This window comes from Vibrio aquimaris (assembly GCF_009363415.1).
Classification (GTDB): domain Bacteria; phylum Pseudomonadota; class Gammaproteobacteria; order Enterobacterales; family Vibrionaceae; genus Vibrio; species Vibrio aquimaris.
In genome coordinates this window covers 783,276-797,293 of the sequence record NZ_CP045350.1, presented here as the reverse complement: position 1 = coordinate 797,293, position 14,018 = coordinate 783,276, and the positions used below count along the sequence as shown (strand labels likewise).

Below are 14,018 nucleotides of genomic sequence, written 5' to 3'. Positions count from 1 at the left end.
TTCACTCTGTTTAAAAATTGATAGCTAGGCCATTCATGCCTGACGGATTAAAAATAAACTGAGTTTAGGCTGTTTTTAGGATCAAATTATTTAAAAACTCACCAAAACACGAAAAAGAAAGGCTCCGACATTCGGAGCCTTGATGACATATTCTATTCTTCAGGCACTTTGTAAAGTCTTAAATTCCTGGATCTGAGCTCGATACGCATCCAAACGATTTGGCGTCATTAAATTACGACCATCATCGAGTACATTCGCTCCAAGATCATCGGCAATTTGCTGCGCAGTTTTAAGCATTAACTTAAAGTTTTGTTCTGGATCGCCATAACAAGGTAAAGTCATAAAAAATGAAATGCCCTTAGTATTAAACTCAGCCGGATCCGAGTGGGCAAGCGTACCCGGTTGCATCATGTTAGCAACACTAAACAACACTTTTCCTGTACCAGAAAGGTCAGAGTGACGATGGAAGATGTCCATCTCACCATAAAGTAGACCGTTTTGCTGCATGCTATCAAATAACTTAGTGCCAACCAGCGGCTCAGACCCAGCGCAGTGAACATTGAGCACTATAACTTCCATGTCCTGCTGTGGGGCTGGCTCCTCCGCCTGGGAACTTGCAACACTCTCAGCGTCGTTAACGCCAGCATGATTCTGAGAATTAGCACGAAAAGGCTCACTACCCTGCCGCGAAGTGCCAGACATCAATGGATCATCAACCGCAGACTCATTATCTTGAGAAGCAGAAACAAGAGACTGCTCAGTATTTGACTCAGGATAACCGTCAATCAATGGATCGGCGATGATATTGTCCGGCACAAAGGCCGGTTCTTTTCGTACCTTTCGAATAATTTCAAAATCATCTTCCGGCGCAACGGCTTGTTCTGGTTCTATGTTTGGCTCAATCGCTTGGTTTTTATCTACATCTAACTTACGAAGTGGCTTGCTACCAAACTTAGCTTTAACTTCTTTTTTGCTTGTCCATAAGCCGTGAAACAACAGCGCGGCAATCGCTATCGCTCCGACGATTATGAGTACAAATCGCAATTCCTGCATGTTCCACTCTCAAATTAATCGATACGTTGAGTCCGTAAACAAACTTATCGAACCATGTTAAACCTTCTCTTACTACAACTTTACCAAAACTCTCACCTGTTTTAGAACAGCTTAATGTGAGAAGTTCATACAATGTTGTGATTTTGACCACGCTTTTTTCTTTGTTAAGATAAAAAGCGTTCAATTTTACCTCACTACTTAGTCAAGGCTTATGAATCCAATAACACGACATCGTTCCGGCTTCGGTTACTTTTTCTATGGCTTACAGCTTGCCGTTACTCCGGGGATCCGCCAATTTGTCATTCTTCCCTTACTCGCAAACGTTCTGCTGGTAGGGGGAGCCCTATTCTACCTCTTCTCACATTTAGATACTTGGATAGAACACTTTATAGGACAACTACCAAGCTTTCTTTCTTGGCTAACCTATATACTGTGGCCACTATTAGTCTTAACCATTCTCGCCACTTTTTCTTATTTTTTTAGCACATTAGCTAATTTTGTTGCTGCTCCTTTTAACGGATTATTGGCAGAAAAAGTGGAAGAGCACCTAACAGGAAAGAAAGTCAACGATGACAATATGCTCGCAGTATTAAAAGATACGCCAAGAGTTTTGGCTAGAGAATGGCGCAAACTTATCTATGTATTGCCCAAAGCGATTGGTCTTTTCATTTTGTTACTCATTCCTGGTTTAGGACAGACAATTGGTCCTATTGTTTGGTTTGCCTTTTCCGCTTGGATGCTTGCGATTCAGTATTGCGATTACCCATTTGACAACCATAAAATCGGCTTTAACGATATGCGTAATGATTTGAAACAAAAACAGGCCAAAGCATATAGCTTTGGAGGACTCGTTTCTATCTTCACCACCATCCCAATTTTAAACCTCATTGTTATGCCTGTTGCCGTATGTGGTGCAACGGCTATCTGGGTCTCAGAGTTCAAACGATAAATTGATGAGTTATCTGCGTTTAATCTGCTGACAGAACTACGCAAGGTCATCTAAAACAAATGCGAAAGCCGTTAGTTGACCTTGCCTATCATACTTAGTTCTGGAGACCATCAACTCAATTTTAATAACATGCTCTTGTTCTCATTCTAATAACTTATAACTTTTTAATCCTTCTCTAGGTTTTATCACTGGCCTACTCTTCTACCCATGCAGGGTTTCTCAAGGCCCATACCTGTCGTCCAAGGTCTCTACTCCAGACAGACCATAGGCGCTCAACAACCCAAGGATCATGATATGAGCAAAATCTACGAAGATAACTCTCTTACCATAGGGAATACACCTTTGGTTCGACTCAATAAGGTGAGTCAAGGTAAGGTTCTAGCAAAAATAGAAGCTCGAAACCCAAGCTTTAGCGTTAAATGCCGCATCGGCGCCAACATGATTTGGGAAGCTGAAAAAGAAGGTAGGCTAAAGCCCGGTATAGAACTTGTCGAACCCACCAGTGGTAATACCGGCATCTCATTGGCATTCGTAGCAGCAGCTCGAGGGTACAAACTAACCCTAACTATGCCTGAGTCCATGAGTCTTGAACGTCGTAAGCTGCTCAAGGCTTTAGGTGCTAACCTTGAGCTAACCGAGGCAGCTAAAGGCATGAAAGGTGCTATCGCAAAAGCGGAAGAAATTGTTGCTGATAATCCAGAAAAGTATTTGCTACTCCAACAATTCAGTAACCCTGCTAACCCAGAAATACATGAAAAGACAACAGGACCTGAAATCTGGGACGCAACTGATGGCGAAATCGATGTCTTTATTGCTGGCGTAGGCACGGGCGGTACAATCACAGGGACCAGCCGATATATCAAAGGAAAGAAAGGTAAGAACATTGTTTCAGTAGCAGTAGAGCCTGCAGAATCTCCAGTCATCGCTCAGGCGCTTGCTGGCGAAGAAATTCAGCCTGCCCCACACAAAATTCAAGGAATCGGCGCTGGGTTTATTCCTGGCAACCTAGATTTAGAGCTTATTGACCGAGTCGAACCTGTTACGTCCGACGAAGCGATCGAGATGGCTAGGCGTCTAATGGAAGAAGAAGGTATTTTGGCTGGTATTTCTTCAGGTGCCGCTGTCGTAGCAGCTAACAGAATAGCAGAGCTACCTGAATTCAAAGGAAAAACCATTGTAACCGTGCTGCCAAGCTCAGGCGAGCGCTACTTGAGCACTGCACTGTTCGCAGGTCTCTTCACGGAGAAAGAGAATCATCAATAATATGTGATGAAATCAATTTTTCTTCGAAAAAAGCCCCTTTGAGGGGCTTTTTTGTTGATCCCTGACTCACCTTTGGTAATATCGGGGCAGTTTTATTTTAAGCTTCAAAATAAAAAAGAAGCCAGAATTAGCATCGGTTATGAAATCCGGCCTAGATCGGAATCATATCTGAAAAATTTGCAATTAGGTTAAAATATGCCACTAAATGGGTATCGTGTATTTGTCACAACATTCATTTAGAGGTTAAGCTGGACCTGATTAAGAATCTATCAAAATATAAATCAATTTGGGGTATATAACATGTACGAGAAGCAAGTAGAAATCACCGCAGAGAACGGCCTTCACACTCGCCCAGCTGCACAATTCGTTAAAGAAGCCAAAGGCTTTGATGCGGATATTACAGTGACTTCTAACGGTAAAAGTGCAAGTGCCAAGAGCCTATTTAAACTACAAACACTAGGTCTAGTTAAAGGAACTCAAGTGACTATCTCAGCAGAAGGCCCTCAAGCTCAAGAAGCGGTTGATCACCTTGTTGCTCTGATGGACCAACTGCACTAATCCGGTCTCGCATTTCTAACGCCATTTTGTGAAAACGAAATGGCTTTGTTGGAAATAAACCCAAACATAAGCTAAAAATTATCGTTAGCACACCCATTTTCTCCCGTTTTTAAGTTGACCAATTTAAGGTAAGGCTATGATTTCAGGCATCCTAGCATCTCCCGGTATTGCTATTGGTAAAGCATTACTCCTCCAAGAAGATGAAATTGTCCTAAACACCAACTCTATCACTGATGCGCAAGTCGACACAGAGGTCGCACGTTTCTTTGAAGCACGTGACAAATCAACGGCTCAGCTTGAGACTATTAAGCAGAAGGCGCTGGAAACATTTGGTGAAGAAAAAGAAGCGATCTTTGAAGGTCATATAATGCTTCTTGAAGATGAAGAGCTAGAAGAGGAAATCCTTACTCTCATCAAAAAAGATAAAATGCATGCTGATAACGCTATTCATACTGTTATCGAAGAACAAGCCACTGCACTTGAATCACTCGACGATGAGTATCTAAAAGAGCGTGCAACCGACATTCGCGATATTGGTTCCCGTTTTGTAAAAAATGCACTAGGTATTAACATCGTATCTTTAAGCGATATAGACCAAGAAGTTATTTTGGTTGCTTATGATCTTACTCCTTCAGAAACGGCACAAATAAACCTAGATTATGTCCTGGGCTTCGCTTGTGATATTGGCGGGCGCACTTCACACACGTCTATCATGGCCCGTTCTCTTGAGTTACCGGCAATCGTTGGTACTAACGATATCACTAAGAAAGTTCAAAACGGCGATACTCTGATCCTTGATGCGATGAAATAAAATCATTATCAACCCATCAGATAAAGAGCTTGAAGAAGCAAAAGCAGTAAAAAGCGCTTTCATCGCTGAAAAAGAAGAACTTGCAAAGCTTAAAGACCTACACGCAGAAACCTTAGATGGTCACCGCGTTGAGGTTTGCGGCAACATAGGCACAGTAAAAGACTGTGACGGTGTTTTGCGCAACGGCGGAGAAGGGGTAGGCCTTTACCGTACTGAATTCTTATTTATGGACCGTGATGCTCTTCCAACCGAAGAAGAGCAATACCAAGCGTACAAAGAAGTAGCTGAAGCTATGAATGGCGAAGCGGTCATTATTCGGACTATGGACATAGGTGGTGATAAAGACCTCCCCTATATGGATCTGCCACAGGAAATGAACCCATTCCTTGGTTGGCGAGCAGTGCGTATCAGCTTAGATCGCCGTGAAATTTTACGTGACCAATTACGTGGTATTCTGCGTGCTTCCGCACACGGTAAACTGCGCATCATGTTCCCTATGATCATCTCTGTAGAAGAAATACGTGAACTTAAAAAAGCGATCGAAGAATACCAAGCAGAGCTTCGCACTGAAGGACATGCTTTCGACGAAAACATTGAAATCGGCGTAATGGTTGAAACACCAGCTGCCGCCGCTATTGCTCATCACTTAGCAAAAGAAGTGGCTTTCTTCTCTATCGGCACCAATGACCTAACTCAATATACTTTGGCAGTCGATCGTGGTAACGAAATGATTTCTCACTTGTACAACCCATTGTCACCTGCAGTGCTAAACGTGATCAAACAGGTTATTGATGCGTCACATGCAGAAGGAAAATGGACAGGTATGTGTGGTGAACTGGCTGGTGATGAACGCGCCACCTTATTACTTCTAGGTATGGGACTGGATGAATTTTCTATGAGTGGTATCTCTATCCCTAAAGTGAAGAAAGTAATACGCAACTCCAACTTTAGCGAAGTAAAAGAGATGGCTGAAAAAGCACTTTCTCTACCAACTGCAGCCGAAATTGAAGCCACTGTAGAAAAATTTATTGCAGATAAGTCGTAACAATTAACTGATACCAATACAATAGTCGACTAAAAATAGTCGTCTATCTTCCTAGATTGGTATACTATAATTCGACAGAATTGAACACAAAACCTTAGGAGCATGACACAATGGGTCTGTTTGACAAACTTAAGAAGCTAGTATCTGACGACAGCGCTGACGCAGATGCAATTGAAATCATTGCGCCTCTATCTGGTGAAATTGTAAACATTGAAGATGTACCAGATGTTGTTTTCGCTGAAAAAATCGTCGGAGATGGTATCGCTATCAAACCTGCAGGCACGAAAATGGTAGCTCCTGTTAACGGTACTATAGGTAAAATTTTCGAAACTAATCACGCTTTCTCAATTGAGTCAGACGAAGGTGTTGAGCTTTTCGTTCACTTCGGTATCGATACTGTTGAACTAAAAGGTGAAGGATTTAAACGTATCGCTGAAGAAGGCCAAACCGTAAAAGCTGGCGATACTATCATTGAGTTTGATCTTGCTCTTCTTGAAGAAAAAGCCAAATCAACATTAACGCCTGTAGTTATCTCTAACATGGATGAGATCAAAGAACTTAACAAACTGTCTGGTACGGTTTCAGTAGGTGAAACACCTGTTCTACGTGTTACTAAATAACTAAGCGTGTACCATTATCGAAACGCAGCAAGCTTGCTGCGTTTTTTTATGGTTAACTGGGTTTAATTTAGACCTAAAGCATAGCGCAGAACTTGTTTTTTTATCGGTCCGGCATTGTCGGCTATTTTCAATGCCGCATTTCTCGCAAATTTCACTAACCCTAAATCATTACTAAATGTCTTGTAGAAAAGATCCATACCTGACTGCATAGCTAGGTTATCTGGGCGCCGTTTTCGCTCGTAACGCTTTAGAGCTTGTTGAGAGTGTAAGTCCTGCCCACAAGTGACCTCCAGCAAAGCTTCAACATCTTTAAAACCGATATTAACACCCTGCCCAGCTAGCGGGTTGATCGTGTGTGCGGAGTCGCCAACTAACACGCACCCAGATGCTGAATATGACTGAGCGTGGCTCCTAGTTAGCGGAAACGAACCAAATTGTAATACTTTAATATCGCCTAACTCTGCTGGGAAATAAGCTAATACCTCTTGCCGTAACTGCTCATTGGTCATGGAACACAGCTGCTTGATACGCTTGGGAGAGTCATACCATACCAAAGAGCCTTGGTTACCACACAAAGGTAGGAAAGAGCGAGGGCCTGACGGAGTAAACTGCTGCCAAGTAATATCTTGTTGAGGTTTTTGGGTTTCAACATTGATAAGCATACAATGTTGACGATAGTCCCATGCGGTAACGCCAATACTAGCTAACGAACGTACTTGTGAATTGGCCCCATCAGCACCAACCACTAGGTCTGCACAAAAGGTTTCTCCAGATTCTAAAGTGAGGGTACAAGGTTGACTAAAATCGATCTCAGCTAGCTTATCAGGGCAATGGACTGTGATATTGGAATAATGCGAAAACTGCTCCCAAAGAGAGAGTTGAATAACTCGATTTTCAACAATATAACCAAGCTGGTCGATTCCAAGTAAGTCTGAATGAAATCGGGTGCGGCATTGAGGGTTTTCCCAAGTTTCTAAACGGCGATAAGGGCAGACTCGTTTGTCTGCAATGCTTCTCCATGCACCAAGTTTATCAAGAATAGAGACTGAGTGTTGCGAGATAGCCGAAACCCTAATATCCATGGGCTGATCTGATATAAAGGGGGTGGGAGCATACCCTTCAATGACCACTACATTTCTGCCTTGCTTGGCAAAACCAACAGCGACAGCAGCACCTACCATTCCACCACCAACAACGGCAACATCAAACTTGGTCATAATTTACACTTCTATTGTTCGAGTCTTTCATTGTACTTTTTCACCATCCAAATGTAACCAAAAACCTTAACTTGGATATGGTCAAACCCCTTATAAAACATGGCCATTAAACGATTTTATTCGTGCCTCTAGTCAGTAGGTTTCTAAACCAGTACAATACGCGGCTTAACGCCGTAGCATAGGCTAAAATATAGCCAATTAAATACAATGGCGATACTGTTCAACACTGGGCGATTTGCTCCCTTAATTTAAACTAACGATCGAGCGAACAACATGAGTAAAAAACTGCTAATTAAAACCTGGGGCTGCCAGATGAATGAGTACGATTCATCAAAGATGGCCGATCTACTGAATGCAACCAATGGTTATGAGTTGACAGAAGAACCAGAAGAAGCAGATGTATTACTCCTCAATACCTGCTCTATCCGTGAAAAAGCGCAAGAAAAAGTTTTCCACCAATTGGGTCGTTGGAAAACGCTCAAGGATAAAAAGCAAGGTGTTGTGATTGGTGTTGGCGGATGTGTCGCCACTCAGGAAGGTGATCATATTCGTGAGCGCGCTCCCTTTGTGGATGTAATTTTCGGCCCTCAAACCTTGCATCGCCTGCCTGAAATGATCAAGCAGTCTCAAAATGATGATGCTCCTGTTATGGATATCTCATTCCCTGAAATTGAAAAGTTTGATCGCTTGCCAGAGCCTCGTGCTGAAGGAGCAACCGCATTCGTTTCCATTATGGAAGGGTGCTCTAAGTACTGCACGTACTGTGTAGTTCCTTACACTCGGGGAGAAGAAGTCAGTCGTCCACTCGATGATGTGCTATTTGAAATTGCACAACTAGCCGACCAAGGTGTAAGAGAAGTTAACCTACTCGGCCAAAATGTGAACGCCTACCGTGGTTTGACACACGAAGGTGATGTGTGCTCTTTCGCAGAGCTCCTTCGTCTTGTCGCATCGATTGATGGTATTGACCGTATTCGCTTTACAACAAGCCATCCTCTCGAGTTTACAGACGATATTATCGCTGTTTACGAAGATACACCTGAACTGGTTAGCTTCTTACACCTTCCGGTGCAAAGCGGCAGCGATCGCATCTTGACTATGATGAAGCGTCCACACACAGGCATTGAATACAAGTCCATTATACGTAAATTACGCAAAGCTCGACCTGATATTCAGATAAGTTCTGACTTTATTGTTGGTTTCCCTGGTGAGTCTGATATGGATCATCAGGCGACAATGAAGCTGATTAAAGACGTCGACTTTGACATGAGTTTTAGTTTCATATTCTCTCCTCGCCCGGGGACGCCTGCTGCTGATTATCCATGTGATCTATCAGAACAGACCAAAAAAGATCGCCTGTATGAGTTGCAGCAAACAATCAATGCCCAAGCAATGCGTTACTCTCGTTTAATGCTTGGCACAGAACAGCGAGTTCTCGTTGAAGGGCCGTCTAAAAAGAATCTAATGGAGCTTCGCGCACGTACAGAGAATAACCGTGTGGTGAATTTTGAGGGTAACGCAGAGCTTATTGGCCAATTTGTGGACGTCAAGATCACTGACGTGTTTGCTAACTCACTGCGTGGCGAAATTATTCGTACAGAGAATGACATGGACCTGAGAACCGTCATTTCTCCCACTCAAATGATGGCGAGAACAAAGCGCGAAGATGAACTCGGAGTAGCAACCTTTACTCCGTAACCTTGAAAATAGTTATCTAAGTGACCATCTTAGATAGAGGAATACAGCGCCATGAGAGTCCGGTCGAAATCGGACTCTGCTAATGGCAAACATGAGAGGCAACTTTGAGCAATAAAATTGTAACTCTAGAAATCAATCTGGAACCTTCTGATAATCGCCGTCTTGCTAGCCTTTGCGGCCCCTTCGATGACAATATCAAACACTTAGAGCGCCGTTTAGGCATAGAAATCAGCTACCGAGGCAACTTTTTTACCATAGTGGGTAAGCCCCATACATCAGCTGCAGCTCTGAACATTATAAAAACGCTCTACGTAGGCACAGCGCCAATAAAAGGCAATATCCCAGACATAGAACCTGAACAAATCCACCTCGCCATCAAAGAAACCGGGGTTCTTGAACAAGACAGTCAGCCTGATATCGAATATGGCAAGGAAGTCTTCATCAAAACCAAAAAAGGTGTCATAAAACCACGTACTCCAAATCAGGCACAATATCTAGTCAATATGGTGACTCATGACATTTCCTTTGGTATTGGGCCAGCGGGGACTGGTAAAACTTACCTAGCGGTTGCAGCTGCCGTGGATGCCCTGGAACGCCAAGAAATTAGACGTATTTTGCTAACCCGCCCTGCAGTCGAAGCGGGAGAAAAGCTTGGCTTTTTACCTGGAGATTTAAGTCAAAAAGTGGACCCATACTTGCGCCCTCTTTATGACGCTCTATTTGAAATGCTTGGTTTTGAGAAGGTTGAAAAGCTCATCGAGCGTAACGTGATTGAAGTAGCTCCTCTAGCTTATATGCGAGGTCGCACACTTAATGATGCCTTCATCATTCTTGATGAAAGCCAAAACACCACAGTGGAACAGATGAAAATGTTCCTCACCCGTATCGGCTTTAACTCGCGAGCTGTCATCACAGGTGATGTAACACAAATCGACCTGCCTCGCGGAGCAAAATCAGGGCTACGTCATGCCATTGAGGTTCTCAATGAAGTCGATGAGATCAGCTTTAACTTCTTTCTATCAGATGATGTCGTTCGCCATCCTGTCGTTGCTCGTATCGTTAACGCCTATGAGAAGTGGGAAGCACAAGACCAAAAAGAGCGTAAAGAGTACGAGAAACGGCGTAGAGAAGAGCGCGAGGCTAAATTTCAGGAAGCCGGATCATCTCAGCAAACACCATCATCAGAGATAAAACCATCATGAGCATAGAACTTGATCTTCAAATTGCAGTCAAGGAAGAAACAGGTTTACCCAGCTTTGAAGATATTCTCCTTTGGTTAACATCCACTGTCGATAAATTTCAATCGCAGGCCGAAGTAACGGTGAGAATTGTGGATGACAGTGAAAGCCATCAACTCAACCGTGAGTATCGTGGAAAAGACAAACCAACCAATGTTTTGTCTTTTCCTTTTGAAGCTCCAATAGGAATAGAAATGGATCTTCTTGGCGATCTTGTCATCTGTAAACAGGTGGTGGAACAAGAAGCCAAGGAGCAGTCCAAGCCATTAATGGCTCACTGGGCTCATATGGTTGTACATGGCAGCCTGCATCTGCTAGGTTATGATCATATCGAGGATGAAGAAGCTGAAGAAATGGAATCTCTCGAGACAGAGATAATGCAATCTATGGGCTTTGATGACCCATATCTTGCAGAAAAAGAGTAGCAGCTAGATTGGTGTAACAAACATTCAGTTGGTTACATTTTAATATTAAGCTCTACTAATGTGTGCTATCACACATCTGATAGCGTGACTTAAATGAGAAAAAATGAACGAAGACAATTCGCCCTCTTCTCCAGAAGGTAAGAAAGAGAAATCTGAAGGTCCGAGTAGAAAGTCCTTCTTTGGACGCCTTGGCCAACTATTTCAAGGAGATCCGAAAGACCGCCAAGAGCTGGTAGAAGTCTTTCGAGACTCAGAAGAAAATGATCTGATAGACCATGATACTAGAGACATGCTCGAAGGCGTTATGGAAATAGCCGAGATGCGCGTGCGCGACATCATGATCCCTCGCTCACAAATGGTAACCGTTGATCGTAGTGACGACCTTGACGCACTCGTTCACTTAATTACCGATGCTCAGCACTCCCGCTATCCTGTCATTAGTGAAGACAAAGATCATGTTGAAGGCATACTCCTAGCGAAGGACTTACTTAAGTATTTAGGCTCAGACTGCGCTCCTTTTGATATCGAACAAGTCATTCGCCCTGCAGTAGTGGTTCCAGAAAGTAAACGGGTTGACCGGCTGCTTAAAGAGTTCCGCGAAGAACGATACCATATGTCAATTGTGGTAGATGAATTCGGTGGTGTTTCTGGCCTTGTAACTATTGAAGATATTCTTGAAGAAATTGTCGGCGATATTGAAGATGAATTTGACGATGAAGAAGAGTTGGATATTCGCAAGCTGAGTAAACACACCTATGCTGTCAAAGCATTAACTACTATTGAAGAATTCAATGAAACCTTCAACACCTCATTTAGTGATGAGGAAGTCGATACGGTCGGTGGCTTAGTGATGACAGCGTTCGGTCATTTGCCTTCACGTGGTGAGGTGGTCGAAATTGAGAAATACAGCTTCAAAGTAACCTCAGCAGACAACCGACGCGTTTTACAGCTGCAGGTGACCATACCCGATGAAGAACCTCTTCCTGAGCCAGCAGAAGAGTAACCCAAACTCGATTAGATAGTATAACGATGATAAAAAGACTTTTTCATCGCCTCAAACGGCCGCTCGCGGCCGTTTTTGTTGGCGCTCTTACGACACTTGCTTTTGCTCCTTACCAACTGTGGCCAATTGCGATTATCAGCCCCGCACTTTTACTGATTTTAATCCACAACCAATCCAGCCGCGCTGCACTTTGGACTGGATATGCATGGGGAATCGGCCAGTTTGCCACTGGAATAAGTTGGGTACATATTAGTATTGATAAGTTTGGCGGCATGCCTAAAATTGCCAGCGTATTTCTTATGTCGCTGCTAATCGGCTATCTTGCAGTCTATTCCGGTCTCTTCACCTGGGCATTAAACCGCTATTTTGGCCGTCACAATCGAGTTCGTTTTCTTCTCGCCGCTCCTGCTATATGGTTATGCTGTGATTGGCTAAGAGGATGGGTGATGACTGGCTTTCCGTGGCTATGGCTAGGGTATAGCCAAATAGATAGCCCGTTGGGTAATTTCGCTCCCATCAGCGGCGTAGAACTTATTACTCTGTTGCTCATCATCTCTGCTGGTTCAATAGCCTACGCAATGGTCAGTAAGAAATGGATGAACATACTCATTCCAGCCACTATTTTGTTTACTGGTTACGGCCTAAATTCCGCTCACTGGGTGATACCTAACCCAGAAAGTTCCACTAAACTGGCTCTAATCCAAGGTAATGTAGATCAAGCGAAAAAATGGCTGCCCAAGCAGCGCTGGCCAACCATAATGAAGTACACTGACCTTACTAGAGAAAATTGGGATGCCGATGTCGTTATCTGGCCTGAGGCCGCGATTCCTGCTTTTGAGTTGGAGATACCATCCTATTTAAGCAACCTAGATTCAGCTGGTAAGTTAAATAGTAGTGCCATAGTGACTGGTGTCCTCAACCAAGATAAAAATGGCAGATACTTCAATAGCATCCTGACATTAGGTCAAACCAATTATGGTGACTATAGCCTCAATATGGACCAGAGGTATCACAAACATCACCTATTGCCATTTGGCGAGTTTGTCCCCTTTGAAAGTATCTTAAGGCCATTAGCTCCGCTATTTAACTTACCAATGTCATCATTTAGCCGCGGCGATTTTATCCAAACCAACATAGTGGCAAATGGCCGCCATATGGCTCCTGCTCTTTGTTACGAAATCATATTTAATGAACAAGTCCGTCGAAACGTAACCGAGGACACGGATTTCATTCTGACGCTATCTAATGATGCTTGGTTTGGAAAATCGATTGGACCACTACAGCATATGGAGATTGCACGTATGCGTGCACTCGAGTTAGGTAAGCCAGTGATTCGCTCCACAAATAACGGCGTGACCGCAGTGACCGACTATCGAGGAAAAGTGATCGCTCAGATCCCTCAGTTTGAAACTCATGTCCTGCGAACCGAGGTCACCTCTACAGAGGGGCGGACTCCTTTCCATAAATTTGGCACATGGCCACTCTATATTTGGGTATTATTCAGTCTAATTGTAGGCTGGCGACTCAAAGACTAGAGCAAACACAAGGGCTAAGTAATCACTTAGCCCTTGGCAACGATTATAGAACTATGGTTTTAATGTCTGGCGGCTAAAGCCTTTACAGCCGCATTTTATACAAGGAATAACAACTGTTGGGTGATTATATTGAGTTTTATGCCCACACTCATCGCAGACTAGCACACCTAAACCTATCACTTCACCTACTTGGTATAAGCCTTGGTGTTCCAAATCATCGAGCAATTCAACCCATTCAACTTTCGTTTTATCAGTAATATCCAGTAACCCCTGCCATATTGAATCTGCAATCATCAAATAAAATGGCCCAGCTTTTGACTCTTCAAAGCTTTCTGCAAATTCCTTTAAATCTGATTTCACATAGGCAGACACCAGAGCGAGCTCATCTTTGGTCATGTCGTTAGCCGCTTCAACAAGCTTTTCTGAGGTTTCTAATACCCGATTAATCTCATCAGGACTATGCTTGAGCACCTCGACCACATCCTCAAACATTTCCTCATAAACCGATTTGCTTTTAGACATAGTGGCCTCCTTCTAACAATTGAACAGAGTAAGCTATTGTTGTGCTCCTCTCCTTTAGGTATTCTATGACGATCTATTTAT

Annotated in this window: 12 protein-coding genes and 1 pseudogene; 10 read left to right on the top strand and 3 right to left on the bottom strand. The window is 43.3% G+C overall.

Features of this window, described 5'->3' with window-relative positions:
- Nucleotides 1-159 precede the first annotated feature (159 nt).
- Complete coding sequence (gene zipA, locus FIV01_RS03665; RefSeq protein ID WP_152429797.1) at nt 160-1,053, bottom strand: cell division protein ZipA; 894 nt, start codon at nt 1,051-1,053, stop codon at nt 160-162.
- A gap of 211 nt (nt 1,054-1,264) precedes the next feature.
- On the opposite strand from zipA, the gene cysZ reads away from it, so the two are divergent.
- From cysZ to crr, 5 genes and pseudogenes are all read left to right on the top strand, one after another.
- Nucleotides 1,265-2,002 carry a sulfate transporter CysZ gene (gene cysZ / locus FIV01_RS03660; protein ID WP_152429796.1) on the top strand — a complete coding sequence of 246 codons (738 nt, stop codon included), beginning with the start codon at nt 1,265-1,267 and terminating at the stop codon, nt 2,000-2,002.
- 294 nt (nt 2,003-2,296) lie between these two features.
- A complete protein-coding gene (gene cysK, locus FIV01_RS03655; protein WP_152429795.1) occupies nt 2,297-3,265 on the top strand; it encodes a cysteine synthase A in 969 nt (322 codons plus the stop codon).
- Between the two features lie 300 nt (nt 3,266-3,565).
- The gene (locus FIV01_RS03650; RefSeq protein ID WP_114786565.1) at nt 3,566-3,823 is read left to right on the top strand and encodes an HPr family phosphocarrier protein; all 258 of its coding nucleotides are present in this window, start codon (nt 3,566-3,568) and stop codon (nt 3,821-3,823) included.
- Nucleotides 3,824-3,959: 136 nt separating this feature from the next.
- A pseudogene (gene ptsI, locus FIV01_RS03645) lies at nt 3,960-5,679 on the top strand (phosphoenolpyruvate-protein phosphotransferase PtsI).
- Between the two features lie 110 nt (nt 5,680-5,789).
- Nucleotides 5,790-6,299 (top strand): PTS glucose transporter subunit IIA, encoded by a 510-nt coding sequence (crr, locus tag FIV01_RS03640; RefSeq protein WP_125320444.1) that lies wholly within the window; start codon nt 5,790-5,792, stop codon nt 6,297-6,299.
- Between the two features lie 62 nt (nt 6,300-6,361).
- On the opposite strand, the gene FIV01_RS03635 is transcribed toward crr, so the two are convergent.
- Nucleotides 6,362-7,516 (bottom strand): 2-octaprenyl-3-methyl-6-methoxy-1,4-benzoquinol hydroxylase, encoded by a 1,155-nt coding sequence (locus FIV01_RS03635; protein WP_152429794.1) that lies wholly within the window; start codon nt 7,514-7,516, stop codon nt 6,362-6,364.
- Between the two features lie 273 nt (nt 7,517-7,789).
- On the opposite strand from FIV01_RS03635, the gene miaB reads away from it, so the two are divergent.
- The 5 genes from miaB to lnt all read left to right on the top strand — a co-directional run bounded on the left by miaB (nt 7,790) and on the right by lnt (nt 13,415).
- On the top strand, nt 7,790-9,214 hold the full coding sequence (miaB, locus tag FIV01_RS03630; RefSeq protein WP_152429793.1) for a tRNA (N6-isopentenyl adenosine(37)-C2)-methylthiotransferase MiaB: 1,425 nt from the start codon (nt 7,790-7,792) through the stop codon (nt 9,212-9,214).
- Between the two features lie 104 nt (nt 9,215-9,318).
- On the top strand, nt 9,319-10,416 hold the full coding sequence (locus FIV01_RS03625; RefSeq protein ID WP_152429792.1) for a PhoH family protein: 1,098 nt from the start codon (nt 9,319-9,321) through the stop codon (nt 10,414-10,416).
- Nucleotides 10,413-10,877, top strand: coding sequence for an rRNA maturation RNase YbeY (gene ybeY / locus FIV01_RS03620; RefSeq protein WP_152429791.1), 465 nt, complete (start codon nt 10,413-10,415; stop codon nt 10,875-10,877). The genes FIV01_RS03625 and ybeY overlap by 4 nt, the downstream gene beginning before the upstream one ends.
- Nucleotides 10,878-10,980: 103 nt before the next feature.
- On the top strand, nt 10,981-11,880 hold the full coding sequence (gene corC, locus FIV01_RS03615; protein WP_152429790.1) for a CNNM family magnesium/cobalt transport protein CorC: 900 nt from the start codon (nt 10,981-10,983) through the stop codon (nt 11,878-11,880).
- Nucleotides 11,881-11,906: 26 nt separating this feature from the next.
- A complete protein-coding gene (lnt, locus tag FIV01_RS03610) occupies nt 11,907-13,415 on the top strand; it encodes an apolipoprotein N-acyltransferase (RefSeq protein ID WP_152429789.1) in 1,509 nt (502 codons plus the stop codon).
- Between the two features lie 51 nt (nt 13,416-13,466).
- Here the strand turns inward: lnt and FIV01_RS03605 are convergent, their stop codons facing one another.
- A complete protein-coding gene (locus FIV01_RS03605) occupies nt 13,467-13,937 on the bottom strand; it encodes a zinc ribbon-containing protein (protein WP_152429788.1) in 471 nt (156 codons plus the stop codon).
- Nucleotides 13,938-14,018 lie beyond the last annotated feature (81 nt).

Excerpts from the sequence above, each read along its gene's own strand:
- zipA (WP_152429797.1), bottom strand. The coding sequence starts at position 1,053 with ATGCAGGAATTGCGATTTGTACTCATAATCGTCGGAGCGATAGCGATT.
- cysZ (WP_152429796.1), top strand. The coding sequence starts at position 1,265 with ATGAATCCAATAACACGACATCGTTCCGGCTTCGGTTACTTTTTCTAT.
- cysK (WP_152429795.1), top strand. The coding sequence starts at position 2,297 with ATGAGCAAAATCTACGAAGATAACTCTCTTACCATAGGGAATACACCT.
- FIV01_RS03650 (WP_114786565.1), top strand. The coding sequence starts at position 3,566 with ATGTACGAGAAGCAAGTAGAAATCACCGCAGAGAACGGCCTTCACACT.
- crr (WP_125320444.1), top strand. The coding sequence starts at position 5,790 with ATGGGTCTGTTTGACAAACTTAAGAAGCTAGTATCTGACGACAGCGCT.
- FIV01_RS03635 (WP_152429794.1), bottom strand. The coding sequence starts at position 7,516 with ATGACCAAGTTTGATGTTGCCGTTGTTGGTGGTGGAATGGTAGGTGCT.
- miaB (WP_152429793.1), top strand. The coding sequence starts at position 7,790 with ATGAGTAAAAAACTGCTAATTAAAACCTGGGGCTGCCAGATGAATGAG.
- ybeY (WP_152429791.1), top strand. The coding sequence starts at position 10,413 with ATGAGCATAGAACTTGATCTTCAAATTGCAGTCAAGGAAGAAACAGGT.
- corC (WP_152429790.1), top strand. The coding sequence starts at position 10,981 with ATGAACGAAGACAATTCGCCCTCTTCTCCAGAAGGTAAGAAAGAGAAA.
- lnt (WP_152429789.1), top strand. The coding sequence starts at position 11,907 with ATGATAAAAAGACTTTTTCATCGCCTCAAACGGCCGCTCGCGGCCGTT.
- FIV01_RS03605 (WP_152429788.1), bottom strand. The coding sequence starts at position 13,937 with ATGTCTAAAAGCAAATCGGTTTATGAGGAAATGTTTGAGGATGTGGTC.